The sequence below is a fragment of the Campylobacter sp. JH23 genome (assembly GCF_017846595.1).
Classification (GTDB): Bacteria; Campylobacterota; Campylobacteria; order Campylobacterales; family Campylobacteraceae; genus Campylobacter_D; species Campylobacter_D coli.
In genome coordinates this window covers 1-18,010 of record NZ_JAEQBP010000007.1, presented here as the reverse complement: position 1 = coordinate 18,010, position 18,010 = coordinate 1, and the positions used below count along the sequence as shown (strand labels likewise).

At 33.3% G+C, this 18,010-nt stretch carries 14 protein-coding genes; 7 read left to right on the top strand and 7 right to left on the bottom strand.

Features of this window, described 5'->3' with window-relative positions:
* Nucleotides 1-78 precede the first annotated feature (78 nt).
* Nucleotides 79-1,755 (top strand): dihydroxy-acid dehydratase, encoded by a 1,677-nt coding sequence (ilvD, locus tag KAR88_RS07390; RefSeq protein ID WP_057037919.1) that lies wholly within the window; start codon nt 79-81, stop codon nt 1,753-1,755.
* A 46-nt stretch (nt 1,756-1,801) separates the two neighbouring features.
* Here ilvD and KAR88_RS07385 read toward each other — a convergent pair whose 3' ends face one another.
* Entirely contained in the window at nt 1,802-3,028 is a 1,227-nt protein-coding gene (locus KAR88_RS07385) for an HD domain-containing protein (RefSeq protein ID WP_060787515.1), read from the bottom strand.
* Nucleotides 3,029-3,104: 76 nt separating this feature from the next.
* Here KAR88_RS07385 and queC point away from each other — a divergent pair, with 76 nt between their 5' ends.
* A complete protein-coding gene (gene queC, locus KAR88_RS07380) occupies nt 3,105-3,779 on the top strand; it encodes a 7-cyano-7-deazaguanine synthase QueC (RefSeq protein ID WP_002779268.1) in 675 nt (224 codons plus the stop codon).
* Nucleotides 3,780-3,799: 20 nt separating this feature from the next.
* Here the strand turns inward: queC and KAR88_RS07375 are convergent, their stop codons facing one another.
* The 4 genes from KAR88_RS07375 to KAR88_RS07360 form a co-directional block, all read right to left on the bottom strand.
* Nucleotides 3,800-5,317, bottom strand: a complete 1,518-nt coding sequence (locus KAR88_RS07375) for a disulfide bond formation protein B (protein WP_002783493.1) — start codon at nt 5,315-5,317, stop codon at nt 3,800-3,802.
* A 14-nt stretch (nt 5,318-5,331) separates the two neighbouring features.
* A complete protein-coding gene (gene dba / locus KAR88_RS07370; RefSeq protein WP_002779270.1) occupies nt 5,332-5,499 on the bottom strand; it encodes a disulfide bond formation protein Dba in 168 nt (55 codons plus the stop codon).
* 47 nt (nt 5,500-5,546) lie between these two features.
* Nucleotides 5,547-6,413: a fumarylacetoacetate hydrolase family protein gene (locus KAR88_RS07365; RefSeq protein ID WP_002779903.1), complete on the bottom strand. Its 867-nt coding sequence runs from the start codon at nt 6,411-6,413 to the stop codon at nt 5,547-5,549.
* 120 nt (nt 6,414-6,533) lie between these two features.
* Nucleotides 6,534-7,430 (bottom strand): RluA family pseudouridine synthase, encoded by an 897-nt coding sequence (locus KAR88_RS07360; protein ID WP_002820948.1) that lies wholly within the window; start codon nt 7,428-7,430, stop codon nt 6,534-6,536.
* A gap of 79 nt (nt 7,431-7,509) precedes the next feature.
* On the opposite strand from KAR88_RS07360, the gene purB reads away from it, so the two are divergent.
* Together purB and KAR88_RS07350 are read left to right on the top strand one after the other, a co-directional pair.
* Nucleotides 7,510-8,838, top strand: coding sequence for an adenylosuccinate lyase (purB, locus tag KAR88_RS07355; protein ID WP_002779897.1), 1,329 nt, complete (start codon nt 7,510-7,512; stop codon nt 8,836-8,838).
* Nucleotides 8,839-8,852: 14 nt separating this feature from the next.
* Entirely contained in the window at nt 8,853-11,222 is a 2,370-nt protein-coding gene (locus KAR88_RS07350; protein ID WP_002779276.1) for a ribonucleoside-diphosphate reductase subunit alpha, read from the top strand.
* Between the two features lie 31 nt (nt 11,223-11,253).
* Here KAR88_RS07350 and KAR88_RS07345 read toward each other — a convergent pair whose 3' ends face one another.
* A complete protein-coding gene (locus tag KAR88_RS07345; protein WP_002779277.1) occupies nt 11,254-12,639 on the bottom strand; it encodes a cation:dicarboxylase symporter family transporter in 1,386 nt (461 codons plus the stop codon).
* Nucleotides 12,640-12,756: 117 nt separating this feature from the next.
* On the bottom strand, nt 12,757-13,380 hold the full coding sequence (gene thyX, locus KAR88_RS07340) for an FAD-dependent thymidylate synthase (RefSeq protein ID WP_002779278.1): 624 nt from the start codon (nt 13,378-13,380) through the stop codon (nt 12,757-12,759).
* 112 nt (nt 13,381-13,492) lie between these two features.
* Here thyX and KAR88_RS07335 point away from each other — a divergent pair, with 112 nt between their 5' ends.
* From KAR88_RS07335 to KAR88_RS07325, 3 genes are all read left to right on the top strand, one after another.
* Nucleotides 13,493-15,127, top strand: coding sequence for a CTP synthase (locus KAR88_RS07335; RefSeq protein ID WP_002779279.1), 1,635 nt, complete (start codon nt 13,493-13,495; stop codon nt 15,125-15,127).
* Nucleotides 15,114-16,685 (top strand): single-stranded-DNA-specific exonuclease RecJ, encoded by a 1,572-nt coding sequence (gene recJ, locus KAR88_RS07330; RefSeq protein ID WP_002779280.1) that lies wholly within the window; start codon nt 15,114-15,116, stop codon nt 16,683-16,685. The genes KAR88_RS07335 and recJ overlap by 14 nt, the downstream gene beginning before the upstream one ends.
* Nucleotides 16,686-16,785: 100 nt before the next feature.
* On the top strand, nt 16,786-17,817 hold the full coding sequence (locus tag KAR88_RS07325) for a type II asparaginase (protein ID WP_225982197.1): 1,032 nt from the start codon (nt 16,786-16,788) through the stop codon (nt 17,815-17,817).
* Nucleotides 17,818-18,010: the final 193 nt, after the last annotated feature.

Below are 18,010 nucleotides of genomic sequence, written 5' to 3'. Positions count from 1 at the left end.
ACACAGAAAGCTTACTTCTTGCAAGTAAATTTTATAAAAATTAAGTTATAATATTAAAAAAATATTAAGGAGTTTTTAGTGAGAAGTGATGCGATTAAAAAAGGGCATTTAAAAGCACCCAACCGCTCTTTACTTAGAGCATGTGGCTTAAAAGATGAGGATTTTGACAAGCCTTTTATAGGTGTGGCAAATAGCTATATTGATATTATTCCAGGGCATTATTTTTTAAATGAATATGCAAAAATTATAAAAGATGAAATTCGAAAAAATGGCTGTATCCCTTTTGAATTTAACACTATAGGCGTGGATGATGGCATAGCTATGGGTCATGAGGGTATGCTTTATTCTTTGCCGAGTCGTGAAATCATTGCAAATTCAGTTGAAAGCGTTATGAATGCGCATCAGTTAGATGCTTTAATTTGTATTCCAAATTGTGATAAAATCACTCCAGGTATGCTAATGGGTGCCTTAAGGGTTAATGTACCGACTATTTTTGTAAGCGGTGGTCCTATGCGTTCGGGTGTGACTAAAAAGGGTGAAAAAATAAGTCTTAGTTCAGTTTTTGAAGCTGTAGGAGCATATGAGGCCAATAAAATCAGCGAAGAAGAATTTAAAGATATAGAATGTTCGGCTTGCCCAAGTGGAGGCTCTTGCTCGGGTATGTTTACTGCAAATTCTATGAATACTTTATGTGAAGCTATGGGTATAGCTTTAGAAGGAAATGGTACGATCTTAGCACTTAGTAAAGAAAGAGAAGAGCTTTTAAGAAAGGCTGCAAGAAGAATTTGTGAAATCGCTTTAGATGAAAGATTTAAAATCAAAAATATTATCACCCAAAAAGCTATAAGAAATGCTATGGTGGTAGATATGGCAATGGGTGGAAGCACAAATACAATCTTACATATGCTAGCTATTTCAAGAGAAGCGGGAGTTGCGCTTGATATCAAGGATTTAAATTTTATTTCAAGCAAGGTTGCACATATTGCAAAAATCGCTCCATCACTTAATACTGTTTATATGGATGATATCCATAAAGCAGGGGGTGTAAGTGCTGTAATGGCTGAAATTTCAAGCAGAGAAGGACATATTTTAGAGCTTGATGCCTTAACCATCACAGGAGAAAGTTTACAAGATCGTTTAAAAAATGCTAAAATCAAAGATGAAACCATCATTCGTAAGGTAGATAATGCTTACTCTAAAGTAGGGGGGCTTGTGGTTTTATTTGGAAATTTAGCCGAACAAGGCTGTGTTGTAAAAACTGCAGGTATTACAGGAGAGAGAAAATTCAAGGGCAAGGCTGTTTGTTTTAATTCTCAAGATGAGGCTATCAAAGGCATCATTAAGGGCAAGGTTCAAAAGGGTGATGTTTGCGTGATTCGTTATGAAGGACCAAAGGGTGGCCCAGGTATGCAAGAGATGTTAAGTCCAACTTCACTTATCATGGGTATGGGGCTTGGTGCAGATGTGGCTTTGATTACCGATGGAAGATTTAGCGGTGCAACAAGGGGTTTAAGCATAGGTCATGTTTCTCCTGAAGCTGCTGAGGGTGGACTTATAGGGCTTTTAAAAGATGGTGATGAGATAGAAATCGATGTAGATGCTTATACCATCAATGCAAATTTAAGCGATGAAGAAATCACAAAACGCAAAAATGACTTTGTAATGCCTCAAAAAGAAGTAAAATCCAGATGGCTTAGAATGTATCAAAAACTTGTAACAAATGCTAGCAAGGGTGCGGTTTTAGATATGGAATGAAAGAGTTTCTTTCATTCCGTTCTTGGAGTTTATAATCAAAATAAGATTAAATTTTAAAATAATCCCTAAATTCTCTACAAATTTCGAGGAAATTTACTCCATCGATTGTAGGGCTTTCGTTGAAAAATCTAAACATATCTTCAAAACCGTTTTCAAGTTCTTTAGACTTTACTCCATAGCTTATGCTAAGCCCTGCTTCGATAAAAGCAGCGATTTTATCGCAGTATTTTAAAGCCTTGCCATCAATTGCTCCAAATTCGTTTTGATTAAAAGAGCTTAAACTTCCGCTACAAAGCTCTATTTTAGCATTTTTATAGGTGCGATTTTCAAATTCATTTTTGACAAAACTTGCTTCATTGCTTCTGCCCTCTCTAATGCCTAAGATATAAGAAAATTCAGCCCTTAAACCCTCAGGTACAAAGGGTAAAATTCTTTCATTAATAAGTTTCATTTCATAATCATTGATGATAGTGTGAAGTCCGTCTATGCCGTATTTTACAGGGCTTATGATATCACGCGTTAAAGATTCAGGTAAATCATGAAATAAAGCGCAATAAAAATTGTTTTCAAGTCTTTTATCGCAAGCTTTGATTTTAAGTGAATAAAAATATCCTAAAATCGCCACTACAAGCATATGTCCTAAAACAGCAGTTTCAGGTATGCGCGGGGTTTGAGCCCAACGCTTTTGAAAACGAAGTCTTCCGCTTAAATCAATTATTTTTGCGATTTTTTGATTAAGAGCGATTTTTCTAGCTCCTATAAGCTCATAGTAATCTTCTAATTCTTCTTCAACTTTGTTTTTAATCTCATCAATATCATTTAAAAAAGCTGAGGTTTGATAAACTATGTTAAATTCCCATCTTGTAGCAAAATATGAAGCTGCTTTTAAGATAAGTCTTTCTTTAGCATAAGCATTACCGTTTAAATACGCTTCAAAACGCTTTAGAAATTCCCCATCTTCTATATCTTCTATCATAGGTTCGATTTTGCTTAAAACCCAAGCATTAACTTCAGCTTTTTTTTGACGCACGATTTCATGATACACATCAGGGCGTATATCAGTTACCACAACACGACTTAAAAACTCAAAAATTCCACCCTCTATAATCACTCTCATATCCACATCTTTTTCCATTTTTGCAATGAAATAAGCTATGATAAATTTATGAGCTTGTTTGTCAAGTTCAACCAAATTTGCCATTCTTGGATAATCATTCCAACGACTGATAGAAGCGGCTTTAAAAATGTGTTCTATGAGTTTTATGTTTATCATGCTTTTGCCTTTTTTGCAATTTAAATTTAAAAATTTTCGTTAAAATTGTGAAATTATAGCAAATTTAAGGATAAAAATGAGTAAAAAAGCACTTTGTATCATAAGTGGCGGTATGGATAGTACTTTGTGTGCTTATCTGGCCAAAAAAGAAGGTTATGAAATCATCGCTTTGCATTTTGACTATGAACAACGCACTCAAGAAAAAGAAAAAGAATGTTTTAAGCAAATTTGCAAGGCTTTAAAAGTAGAAAAATCTTATATTTTAGATGTGAGTTTTATCAAAGATATAGGGGGCAATGCCTTAACCGATAAAAGTATAGACATCCCTAAAAATGAGCTTTGTACAAGCGATACTCCACCTATCACTTATGTGCCTTTTCGCAATGGAATTTTCTTAAGTATAGCAGGATCTTTGGCTGAAAAGGAAAATTGTGAGAGTATTTTTATAGGGGTGGTAGAAGAAGATGGCAGTGGTTATCCTGACTGTACTGATGAGTTTATACAAAAGGCACAAGAATTTATCAATGAAGGTACGAGTAAGAATTTCAAAGTTTGTATAAAAACTCCGCTTGTTAGACTAAACAAAGCTAAAATTGTAGAACTAGCCTTAAAAGAAAATGTACCTTTAGAACTTACTTGGTCTTGTTATGAGAGTGAAGATGAAGCTTGTGGGGAGTGCGATAGTTGTTTGCTTCGTTTAAGAGGTTTTGAAAAAGCAGGATTTAAAGATAAGATTAAATATAAGTCCTAGTTTTCACTAGGACTTAAAGCTTAGTTTAAAGTATAAAGCTTGTTTGCTCCATCTTGATAAGAAAGAATATTGATTTTTCCATCTTTAAAGAAAATACTTCTTGCATTAGTGATAGAGCTTGGGAAAGCGATAGTTTTCACTACTTCTTCTTTGACTGGATCAATTACGGCAATCACATTGTGGTTTTTGCTGAGTGCATAAATTTCACCATCTTTAAAAGTCATAGAAGTGATATAAAGATCACCCAAAGTTTTACCCTCTTTAAGCTCTGCTTTTGGAGTAAATTCTGCTGAAAGAACAAGATCTTTTAAAGAAATTTTAGAAATTACAAAGCTTTTAGAATTTTTGTTATTAGGCACGGTTGCAAGATAAAGATAATGATCATCTGTTGTCATACTTGCTACATGGTTGAATTTTGCTCTAACTGTATCAAGTCTTCCACGACCTAAATCTTTTCCTTGACCTTCAAATTTATCATTTCCTTTAATAAAATCTGCATATTGTAAAGTTTCGTCCGCATTTGGATTTTTGGCAAATCTTAGGAAAGATTTATTAGATCCCATGAGAAGAAATTTATTTTCTTTATAAGGAATGATACCTATGATAGGATCGATAGTAGCTGAAAAATAAGGATCAAGCTCAAAACCTTCTTTAACGCTAAAATTATTATCTAAGAAAGCCACATCCCATTTAGAACTTGCTACAAATTCATCATTAATATAATCAAGAGTATTGATTGCTTTATCAAAATTTATGGTTTGTTCATTGATAATTTTAAGCTCATCGTCAATTTCTGCAAATGGAGAATTATTTGTATTATTATCAAATTTTATACCCAATTTTTCACTCGCAGGTGCAAAAGCATAATCAGGAGCTTTAACATCACGCTTTCCTAAGAAAGAAATATTTTGCCATAAACCATTCCAACCCTCTGTGCTCCAAATGATATATTTTGGATTAAGACTAAATCTTACTGGATCACCTTGTCCTACATAAGGAGGAATTCCTGTGCTTACAAAAGCTTGAAAAACATTTGATGCAACGATAAGGGTGCTGATTAAAACTGCTGCGAAGCTAAATTTAGTAAATTTTCTAAATTTTTCACCGTTTAATTCTTTGTCAAAAGATCCAAATTTAGGAGCAAAAGCAAACATCACACCCAAAAGCAAGACTACAGCCCAAAAGACTACTTCAGCCCAAAAATAAGTATGGATACCAAAAACTGCCAAACCAAAACCTTGATCTAAATCTCTATGAGCGTGATTGCCATAATGTGCAAAAGACTGATAAAGACCTACTGCAGTCATGATTAAAAGAGCGGCAAGGTATTTGCCTTTCATACCATAACGCACGATAAAAAGTGCTATAACTCCGATAAAAATCATCGCTTCTCTTTGTCCCCAACAAAGAGTGCATGGGCTATCACCCAACATATAACCAAATACAAAATTTGCAATCCCTACAGGCAAAAGAATAATCAAAAAGCCTGCTAAACACATAAGAGTGTAGAAATTTTTTGTTTTATTTATTTCGTTCATTCTCTAGCCTTTCTTTACAGATTCATTATCGTTAAAAGCGCACCTGTTTTGTGGCCAACATAGAAAAAAACCATTAAAAGCCAAGCTACCATTACCAAACCAAAAGCCAAATTTTCTTTTTCTGGTTTTTTGATAATCAGTATCAAGGCGATTAAAACTAATAAAAGCTCTAAGAACTCCATAATTTCTCCTTTTGATTGAACTTATTAAAAATTGTTTTAATAAGAGTTTATGATATTATATTACAAATTTCTCCTAAATTTTCTATTACACAGCGTATTTCATCACCTTTTTTAAGAAAAACGGGCGGATTTAAACCCATTCCTACACCGCTTGGGGTTCCCATTGATATGATGGTACCGGCTTTTAAGAGCATTCCTGAGCTTAGTTCCTCTAAGACATATCCGATGTCAAAAATAAAAAATTTTGTATTGGAGTTTTGTCGTAATTCTTTATTGACATAACTTTTCAAATGAAGTTCAGGCGGATAAGCAATCTCATCAACACTTGTGATATAAGGCCCCATGATAGTACTTCCCTCAAGGCTTTTTGCGCGGTAAAATTGCTTGTGGCGTTTTTGGAGATCTCGTGCTGAAATTTCATTGATGATGGTATAACCAAAAATATAATCCTTTGCATCTTCAGCTTTGATTTTATAAGCATCTTTACTTAAAATGAAAGCAAGCTCGCATTCATAGTCTAATTGAGAAGTAACATCAGCATGTAAAGATATGCTGCCAAAAGGAGCTGTGGCTTGATTGCAGCGTTTTCCAAAATATACAGGATATTCTCTTTCTTCAAATTTTTCGCCTTTAAATTGTGCAGATTCTTTGGCATGATCTAAAAAATTGATCCCAAGACATATGATATCTTGTCGAGGTTCTATGATAGGAGCTAGATAATCTTCTTTTGGAATTTCATAAGCTGTTTTAGAGTCTAAATCTTTAAACTTATGTTTAAATTCATCAAAATTTATAATCAATTCATTCATATCACGAACATTGATATCAAGATCGGCTAAATTTACGACCTTTCCACTTGAGTTAAACACCCCTAGAGTAGCTTTTTGATTAAATTTAAAATTAACAAATTTCATTTATAAAATCCTATATTTTTATTTTTTGATTATACTAAATTTTTAACAAAAAGTAAATTTTTATTTTAAAAATTTTTATTAAAAATAATAGCTTGTTAGATATGAAGTATCGCCTTTATTTTAAAATGCTGCTAAAATTTTTTCCATACCCTTTTTTGAAAAAATATCAAAATTTTCTCCGTTATAGTTAAATTTTAAACGATAAGAATGCAAACACAAGCGTTTAGCACCGCTTAGTTTTATGCGTTCTTCTATGTCCATTTTGTCATCTAAAATTTTTTCTATATCTTTTTTTTCAAGGCCATAGAGTGGATCGCCTAAAATTTTATGGTTTTTATAAAATAAATGCACTCTAATTTGGTGTTGTCTGCCTGTGAGTGGTTTGCAAAGCAAAAGTGTAGCATTGAGCTTAGGATAAAAGCTCAAAACCTCAAACTCTGTGATTGCTTTTTTTCCATTTTCACAAATTTGCATTCTAGTTTTAACATCATCATAATCTTTTGTTAAATCCATCGCTTGATCGACTATAAAATTTACTTTAATTTCTCCACTTGCAAGGGCAAGGTATTCTTTTTGAATTTGTTTTTTTTCAAACATAGTTTTAAGTTCAATTTGTGCTTTTTTGTGTTTGGCTACGAGTATGAGTCCACTTGTTTCTTTATCAAGCCTATGGGCTACGCACGCTTTTTTACCCCAAAGGTGCCAAATTTCATCACTAAGGCTGTATTTGCAGTGTCTGCCATTAGGATGACTTAAAATTCCACTTTCTTTTTCAAGTACCGCAAAATCTTCATTTTCAAAAACAATTTCTACTCCCTTGGGATTGTTTTCATAGACTATTAATTCTACATCGCCTTTTAAGATTTTATTTTTTTCTTCTACTAAAATTCCATCACAAAAAAGTCTTTTTTTGTCTATGAGTTTTTGGGCTTCATTTATATTGATTTTCAAATTATCTATAAGGACTTGAAACGCCTTTTTTCCATTGTTTGATAGTTTTATTTTTGTGTAAGCCAAACTTAACCTTTCTCTAAATTTTTTTAGATAAAATTCCATTTTCATTTTTAAAAAAATTATAGCTAAAAAGGTTTCAAAGATGGTTGAAAGATATAGCAGAGAAATCATGGCCAAAAAATGGGATATGCAAGCAAAATATGATGCATGGCTAAAAGTAGAGCTAGCTGCTGTAAAAGCTTGGAATAAACTAGGCCTTATAAATGATACAGATTGTGAAAAAATTCTTAAAAATGCTAAATTTGATATAGCTAGAATTGATGAGATAGAAAAAACTACCAAGCATGATGTGATTGCTTTTCTTACAAGTGTAAGTGAAAGTTTAGGAGAGGAAAGCCGCTTTGTACATTATGCGATGACAAGTTCTGATTGTATCGACACCGCTGTAGCTTTACAGATGAAAGAAAGTTTGGATTTGATTTTAGAAGATGTTTCTTTGCTTTTAGAAGTGATTAAAAAACGCGCTTTGGAACATAAAAATACTTTAATGGTAGGTAGAAGTCATGGAATTCATGGAGAGCCTATCACTTTTGGTTTAGTACTTGCGATTTGGTATGATGAAATTTTACATGCAAAAGAGCTTTTAGAGCATGCAAGAGAAGTGATAAGTTATGGAAAAATTAGTGGTGCAATGGGAAATTTTGCTCATGCTCCTTTAGAATTTGAAGAAGAAGTATGTAAAAATTTAGACCTTAAACCTGCACCTGTTTCAAATCAAGTTATTCAAAGAGATCGTTACGCACAAGTGATTTCAGCCATTGCGATTTTGGCTTCATCGTGCGAGCAAATTGCTGTTGCAATAAGACATTTTCAAAGAACAGAAGTATATGAGGCTGAAGAGTATTTTAGCGTGGGGCAAAAAGGAAGTTCGGCTATGCCACATAAAAGAAATCCGGTTTTAAGTGAAAATATCACAGGGCTTTGCCGTGTGCTTAGATCCTTTGTAACTCCTGCTTTAGAAAATGTAGCTTTATGGCACGAAAGAGATATATCGCATTCAAGTGTTGAAAGATTTATCTTGCCTGATGCCTTTGTTACAGCTGATTTTATGCTCATGCGTCTTACAAATTTGATCGATAAGCTTTTGGTTTATCCTGAAAATATGATGAAAAATTTAAATCTTACAGGTGGACTCGTATTTTCACAACGCGTTTTATTAGAGCTTCCATTTAAGGGCATTAGCCGTGAAGAAGCTTATAAAATAGTCCAAAGAAATGCGATGAAAGTTTGGGCTGATTTGCAAAATGGCAAAGCTGCTATCAATGAAAAAAATGAAAGCTTATTTTTACTTGCACTTTTAGCTGATGAGGATTTGAGAAAAAGCTTGAGTGAAGAGGATATAAGAAAATGTTTTGATTATAATTATTACACAAAAAATGTTGATGCAATCTTTGCAAGAACTTTTAAATAAGGACAAGGAATACAATGAAAGTTATTAAAAGAAATGGTCGCACAGAAGAATTAGACGTTTCTAAGATCAAAAAATGCACCTTTGATGCTATAAAAGATTTAGAAGGCGTTAATCTAAGCGAGCTCGAGCTTGATGCTAAAATTCAATTTCGAGATGGAATTTCAACTGAAGAAATTCAAAAAACATTGATTAAAACTGCTGTAGATAAAATCGATATTGATTGTCCAAACTGGACCTTTGTCGCAGCTAGACTTTTTTTGTTTGACTTGTATAAAAAAGTGAATGGAATGAATCGCTATAATCATTTGCGTGAGTATTTTGAAAAGGGCGAAAAGGAAGGTAGAATTTTACTTGGGCTTAAAGAAAAATATGATTTAGATGATTTAAATGATTATATTAAGCCTGAACGCGATATGCAATTTACTTATCTTGGCATTAAAACTCTATATGATAGATATTTGATTAAAGATAGCAAGGGTATGCCTATAGAGCTTCCTCAGCAAATGTTTATGGCTATTGCTATGTTTTTAGCACAGAATGAATTTAATCCTCAAGAATGGGCAAAGAAATTTTATGATCTCATCTCTAAATTTGAACTCATGCTTGCAACTCCTACTTTATCAAACGCAAGAACAACACGCCATCAGCTTAGCTCTTGTTATATAGGCTCAACTCCTGACAATATCGAGGGAATTTTTGATTCTTACCAAGAAATGGCATTATTGTCTAAATTTGGTGGAGGTATAGGCTGGGATTGGTCTAAAGTTCGCGCAATGGGTGGAAGCATAGATGGGCATAAAAATGCCGCAGGAGGTATCATTCCTTTTTTAAAAATCACCAATGATATAGCTGTGGCTGTAGATCAGCTTGGCACAAGAAAGGGTGCGATCGCTGTTTATATCGAACCTTGGCATATGGATGTAAGTGATTTTATCGATTTGCGTAAAAATTCAGGCGAAGAAAGACGCCGTGCACACGAGCTTTTCCCTGCTTTGTGGATTAACGATCTTTTTATGAAAAGAGTGAGAGCAAACGATAAATGGACTCTTTTTGATCCTGCAGATACACAAGATTTGTGTGATTTATATGGAGAAGCTTTTGAAAAGCGTTATGAAGAATACGAAAAAGATGAAAGTATAGCTAAAGAAATAGTAGAGGCTAAAGAGCTTTGGAAAAAGATTTTGCTTAATTATTTTGAAACAGGCTTGCCTTTTTTATGCTTTAAAGATAATGCAAATAAAGCCAATCCAAATGCGCATGTAGGGATTATCAGAAGTTCAAATTTATGTACAGAAATTTTTCAAAATACAGAGCCAAATTATTATAAGATCAAAGTTGTATTTGAAAATGGTGATGAAAAACATTTTGATGAAGAAGAACGCGTTATTATCGATGGAGGATATGAAAAACCTGCTAAGAAAATTTCAACGCTTGATAGTTTTAATGGAAACAAGGTTTATATCGTAGAAAAATACAAAAGCGATGGAAAAACTGCAGTTTGTAATCTAGCCAGTATAAATCTTAGCAAAGTATATACTAAAGAAGATATAGAACGCGTGGTGCCAACTGCTATTCGTATGCTTGATAATGTTATTGATTTAAACTTTTACCCTCATAGAAAAGTAAAGGATACCAATTTAAAATCTCGCGCCATAGGACTTGGCGTTATGGGTGAGGCACAAATGCTCGCTGAGGCAAGAATTCATTGGGGTAGTGATGAGCATTTAAATAAAATTGATGAAATTATGGAAAAAATTAGCTACGAAGCTATTAATGCAAGCTCAAATTTAGCGATAGAAAAAGGCTCTTACCCTGATTTTGAAGGATCAAATTGGAGTAAGGGGATTTTTCCTATTGATGTAGCAAGTGAAAAAGCCAAAGCTTTAACCCTAAGAGAAGGGTTGTTTAATCAAAGCGAATGTGATTGGGATAAGCTTAGGGAAAAAGTAAAAGAAGATGGTATGAGAAATGGTTATTTGATGGCCATTGCTCCTACTTCTTCAATTTCTATTTTGGTAGGAACAACACAAACTATCGAACCTGTTTATAAGCGTAAGTGGTTTGAGCAAAATTTAAGTGGTATGATACCTGTTGTAGTGCCTAATTTAAGTCTTGAAACTTGGCAATATTATACCCCAGCTTACGAACTTGATCAAAGAATTCTTGTTAAAGCTGCAGCAGTGCGTGGAAAATGGATAGATCAAGGGCAAAGTTTAAATATCTTTTTATCACTCGATAAAGCAAGCGGGGGTTACTTAAATGATATATATCAATTAGCTTGGGAGCTTGGAGTAAAATCGACTTATTATCTAAGAAGTGAAAGCCCTGATAGCGAAAAGATAAATATTGCTGATCGTAGCATAGAATGTGAAGGTTGCCAATAAAGATTTAAACCTATATTAGGTTTAAATCTTTTTAAGAATTATAAATTTCTTTATCTATGGCTTTTAAATTTTTTGCAGTGCAAAGCGCTGAGGTCATAGCCCCTGAAACATTACTGGCTGTTCTTGCCATATCAATGATAGGATCAATAGCTAAAATAAGGCTAAGCATAACAAAATTATCCCCAAATCCAATTCCTGCGAGCATAATAGAAGCTGCCATAGTTGCACTTCCAGGAACTCCAGCAATACCTAAAGATCCAATAACTGCTACTAATACTATCATCAAAGCAAAAGTAAAATCTATAGGCGTGTGTGTAGCAAATGCCACAAAGATTGCTGCCATAGCTGGGAAATAACCCGCGCAACCATTAAGTCCCGTTGTTGTTCCTATAGAGGCAACAAAGTTAGCCACGGCAGGATTTACTCCAAATTTGTTTTGCAAAGTTGAAGTCGTCATCGGTAAAGTCCCTAAAGAAGATCTTGAACTGAATGCAAACAGCCATACAGGAAAAGCTTTTTTTGCGTATTTTATAGGATTTAGTCCTTGAGAAGCAAGAAGTAAAAAATGCACACCAAATATTATAAACATTGCTATATAGGTAAGAATGATAAAAAGTCCTGCAGTTTTGATTGCTTCAAAACCATTGCTTAGTAAAACATTTGCCATCATACAAACTACAGCATAAGGCATAAATCGAATCACTGCAGCCGTCATATTCATCATAATATTATAAAAAACTAAGACAAAATTTTCAAAAGTTTGAAAAGCTTGTGCATATTCTTCTTTTTTTGAAACTTTTTTTGCGCAAATTCCCACAAAAAAAGCAAAAATTACAATGGCTATGATATTTTCTTTATTCATAACAGAAATGATATTGCTAGGAATTAAACCTAAAATAATACTTGAAAAAGTTTGAATTTCGCGAATTTGTCTCGTTCCTTCATAAGCAGTAAAATTATCACCTAATTGAAAATTGTAAGCCAATAATATACCCAAAGAAGCAGCTATAGCAGTACTAAAAAGTATCCAAAAGAGGCTTATGCTAAGCAAGGAAGAAATTTTTATATTTTTATCAATTTCTATAATCACTTTAATGATACAAATACCCACAAGCGGAATAACTAGCATTTTTATAAAAGCTACAAAAACAGAGCTTACAAAACCAAACCAATGTTTTGCTTCATTGTACCAAATGATAGCACTTGCTTCTTTGCTATCTGGAAATTGAGCTAGATATTGCAAAGCAAAACCAAAGCCTAGGCCTATAAAAAGAGCAAAAAGCATACGAAGGGAGAAATTTACCTTTTTATCTCGCATTTTTTTAAGAATGTAAAAAATTACAAAAAGCACAGCAATAATAGCTACAGTTTGTATTTGCGAGAACATTAAAAACATTTGAAAAAATTGTTTATCCATAAAAAGTCCTTTAAGAAACTATATCAAGTATGAAATATATTTAAAGTATATCCATAAAATCTTGATCTTATGGATGATACCATAAAAATATTATAAATAAGATAAAATTAGTATGATTTAATGAATATCTTTATGCAAACAATGCTCAAAAATAAATTGATGATCTTGTGGCAAGGCTTCAAATAAAGCATTAGCCAAATTTCGAATCTCCCAAAGAGCAGATTTTGAGCTACGCAAAGAAATAAAATTTTGCAAACTTCTAGCATTGATTGTTAAAGTAAGTTCGGTTTTATAACTCTCAGGTAAGCAGTATTTGGCTATATCCAAGCTTATACTTTTTTGTAAAATAAGGCGTAAATTTTCTAAAGCTTGAATGCTAGCATTATCAACTTCTTCATTGCCACAAAGGACAAGATAACGGCTTGCATTTTCAAAATCTCCTATTTTAAATTCACCCTCATTGCGAAGTTCTTTTAGGGTGTAGCGCGTGCTTTTAACGCTAGGACTTGTATGGCGATGTCTAGCAACTTCTTGTAAGCAAGCCCTTGAAATTCCTTGAATATAAAAAGTATAATTTAAATGCTCTAAGGTTGAGGCATGTTTAAATTTATTTCCTACGCGATCGATGAGTTCTTTATCTTTTTCTCCACCACAATCTCCTTTATCAAAACTTTGCCAACAAGTTCTTGTTGCATGCGAACATACAGAAAGAGGGGTATGAAAAAGTAAAGTGATTTGCATAAATTTTCCTTGATAAATTTTTTTATAATTCTTACATTTTTTACTTAAAATTCTAATGAAATAAAAAGTTTTATCGAGTTATAATTAGACAAAAAATTAAGGCTTATTAATAATGAATAAACAAACCAAATATATTTTTGTTACAGGAGGAGTGTTAAGCTCCTTAGGCAAAGGAATAGCAGCTGCAAGTATTGCAACTTTATTGAAAAATTCAGGACTTAAAGTAAGTATTTTAAAAGCAGATCCTTATATAAATGTTGATCCTGGCACCATGAGTCCATTTGAGCATGGAGAAGTTTTTGTTACAGATGATGGAGCAGAAACCGATCTTGATTTAGGGCATTATGAGCGTTTTTTGGATGAGAGTTTATCGCAAGATAACAATTTCACCACAGGACGCGTTTATCAAAGCGTGATTGAAAAAGAAAGACGCGGAGAATATCTTGGCAAAACCATCCAAGTTATTCCACATATCGTAGGAGAGATTAAAGATCGTATTAAAAAAGCAGGAGAAGGCAAGGATATCTTAATCGTAGAGATAGGTGGAACTGTCGGGGATATCGAGGGCTTGCCGTTTTTAGAAGCTATTCGTGCTTTGCGTTTAGAAGTGGGTAAAAATAATGCTATGAATATTCATTTAACCCTAGTGCCTTTTATTAAGGCTGCAGGGGAGTTAAAAACCAAACCAACCCAACACAGCGTAGGTGAACTAAGACGCATAGGCATTAGTCCTGATATGATTATTTGCCGTAGTGAAAAAGCGTTAGATAGAGATTTAAAAGATAAAATCGCTATTTCATGCGGTGTAGAAAAAAATTGCGTTATAGAAAGTGTTGATGCAGCAAGTATTTATCAAATTCCACTAAATTTCTTAAAGCAAGATATTTTAAATCCTATCGCTTCTATTTTGGATTTGAAAAATTTAAAACCAAACATGGAAAACTGGGATATCCTAGTAAAAAGAGTTATAGCTCCAAGTAATGAAGTCAAAATCGCTTTTGTGGGTAAATATGTAGATCTAAAAGAAAGCTATAAGAGTCTTACAGAAGCTATCATTCATGCAGGTGCAGCGCTTGATACTAGAGTAGAGCTTCAATGGGTAGATAGTGAAAAGCTTGAAAATTTAGAAAGTGCTGAAGCATTTAAAAATGTGAGTGGAATTTTGGTTGCAGGGGGCTTTGGTTACCGCGGAGTAGAGGGTAAAATAAAGGCTATCAATTACGCAAGAGAAAATAAAATTCCATTTTTGGGAATTTGTTTGGGTATGCAGCTTGCATTGGTAGAATTTGCTAGACATGTGTTAAAAATTGAAGATGCAAATTCGAGTGAATTTGATGATAAATGTTCCAATCCTATCGTTTATCTCATCGATGAATTTATGGATGCGAGCGGTAAAAAACAAATTCGTACTGCTAAAACACCTTTAGGTGGAACTATGCGTTTGGGATCTTATGAGTGTAAAGTCAAGCCTAACTCCCTTTTAGCTAAGGTTTATAATAATGCAAAAAATATCAAAGAACGCCACCGCCACCGCTATGAAGCCAATCCAAAATATCGTAAAGAATTTGAAGATAAGGGCTTGATAGTAAGTGGAGAGAGTGAAGGGCTTATAGAAGCTGTGGAGTTAAACAATCATCCTTTCTTTTTAGCTGTCCAATTTCACCCTGAATTTACCTCAAGATTAGAGCGTGTAAATCCTGTGATTTGTGGTTTTATCAAGGCGGCTATAAGCTATGAAGACGATTGATAAAAATGAAATTAGAAAAATTCTAGCTTCTCGTTTCGAAAAAGATTTACATACCAAACTTTGCGATTTACCTTTGCCTTGCTGCTTAAAAGATATTTACAAGGCGGCAAATCGCATTAAAGAAGCTATAGATAAAAATGAAAAGATCGCTATAGTGGGTGATTATGATGTTGATGGGATTATCTCTTGTGTTATTATGGCAGAATTTTTTGATGATATAGGTTTTGATTATACGGTAAGAATTCCTAATCGCTTCAAAGATGGATATGGTTTAAATGCTGAAATTATCAATGAACTTGATGTAAATTTGATTATTACAGTGGATAATGGTATAGCAGCCTTTGAAGCAGCCAAGCTTTGTAAAGAAAAAAATATTGATTTAATTATAACTGATCATCATATGCCTCAAGATACTTTACCCGATGCCTTTGCGATTATCAATCCTAAGCAAAAAGATTGTGATTTTCCAGATATTGAAATTTGCGGAGCGCAAGTGGCTTGGTATTTAATAGCTGCTTTAAAAGAGGTTTGTAAATTAAAATACGATATGGGTAAATTTTTAGAACTTCTAGCTATTGCCATTGTTGCAGATATGATGGAATTAAGAGATTTAAATAGAGCCTTGGTTAGACGAGGGATTGAGTGTATTAACAAATCCAAAAGAGTTGCTTTTAAGGCGATTAAGCAATATTATCAAAAAGATAAATTTGCACTCGATAATATAGGATTTTTAATCGCTCCTCTTATCAATAGTGCTGGAAGAATGGATGATGCAAGCATTTCTTATGAATTTTTACATACAAAGGACTTGGATAAAGCTTCGGCTTATTTAGAGCAAATCATTAGCTTTAATGAAAGCCGTAAAGATGAGGAAAAACAGCTTTTTGAAGATAGTTTAAGTCAAATTGATGAAAATGATTCTTGTATTGTTGTATCGGGTTTAAATTGGCATGAGGGAGTTTTAGGGATAGTAGCAAGCCGTTTAGCAAAACATTTCAATAAACCCGCTTTTGTATTTTCACAAAACGATCAGCGCTTAAAAGGAAGTGCAAGAAGTGTTGGAAAAATCGATATTTTAGCTTTGATTTCTAAGGCAAATTTCATATTGAGTAATTATGGCGGGCATAAGGGTGCTGCAGGTCTTAGTTTAGATCTTGATTCTTTTGAAAAATTTAAAACCATAATAAAAAAAGAATGTATGGAAATTTCTCAAAGCGAATTTTTAGACACAGATGAGATTTTAGGTATTTTAGATCCTAATGAAATCGATTTTGAAATGCTTGAAATTTTAGAATCTTTCGAGCCTTTTGGGCATAAAAATCCGCGTCCTTTTTTTATTTTGGAAAATCTTTATGTTAAAAATAAAAAATTTTTAGGAAAAGATGAAAAGCATCTAAAACTCATACTCACAAAAGATAATAAAACCATAGAAGCTTTATTTTTTAATTTTGACAAAGAACCCCAATTGTATGAAAATATTAGTTTGCTTGGAAGTATTTCTAAGAATGAATTTAGAGGATTGGCAACTCCACAATTTATTATTAAAGAAATTTTGTAAAAATTTATAAAATTTTTATTTAATATGTATTAATATTATATAAGTTTCATCAATGAAACTTAATTTTAATAAATAAGGGGGCTTTGTGAAAAAGTTACTTTTGTGTGTATGGGTATTTTTATCTATAGGAGTATGTATGGCAGAAGCCAAACCAAAAATTGCTATTTTGGCAACGGGCGGAACTATAGCAGGTTCTATTGATAGTGCTGTGGCTACTACAGGCTATACAGCAGGTGTTGTGGGTGTAGATGTTTTAATCAAAGCAGTGCCACAAATTCAAGATTTGGCTAATATCAGCGGGGAACAAGTAGCAAATATTGACAGCTCTAATATGCGTGATGAAATTTGGTTAAAGCTTGCTAAAAAAATCAATAAGCTTTTTGATGAGGGTGTAGATGGTGTAGTCATTACTCACGGTACTGATACCATGGAAGAAACCGCTTATTTTTTAAATTTGACCATTAAAAGTGATAAGCCTGTAGTTTTAGTTGGTGCTATGCGTCCATCAACTGCTATAAGTGCCGATGGCCCAAAAAATCTTTACAATGCTGTAGCATTAACTGCCGATAAAGAAGCTAAAAATAAAGGCGTTATGGTGGCTATGAATGATAAAATTTTAAGTGCTAGGGGCGTGGTAAAAACCCATAGTTTAAATGTTGATGCTTTTTCTTCTCCTGATTTTGGAGATTTGGGCTATATAGTAGATGGAAAAGTTTTCTTCTATAATAACATAAGCAAAGCACACACAAAAAATAGCCCTTTTGATGTAAGTAAACTCACAAGCTTACCAAAGGTAGATATACTTTATACTTACTCAAATGATGGTAGCGCTATTGCTGCAAAAGCTTTATTTGACAATGGAACCAAAGGTATTGTTGTAGCAGGAAGTGGCGCAGGAAGCATACATGAAGATCAAAAAAATACTTTAAAAGAACTCATCAAACAAGGGCTTGATGTTGTTGTAAGTTCAAGGGTTGCAGCAGGACGCGTTGCGGTGAGTGATGCGGATAAGAAATTGGGTTTTATCAGTGCTGAAGATTTAAATCCACAAAAAGCTAGAGTTCTTTTGATGCTAGCTCTTACAAAAACAAATGATCCTAAAAAAATCCAAGAATACTTTTTAAAATACTGAATTTAGGCATTTCCAAAAGTTTAGAGAGGATATTTATCTTCTCTAAATTCAGTATTTTCATCCTTTTAACCCCCAACCACCCAAAAATAAGGCTAAATTTCTAGCCTTATTTAATCCTCCTTTAAGCTTAATTGGTTATACTTTCATTTCCTTTTTCAGAAAAGGACTTAAGATCTTTAAATTATAGTCTAAA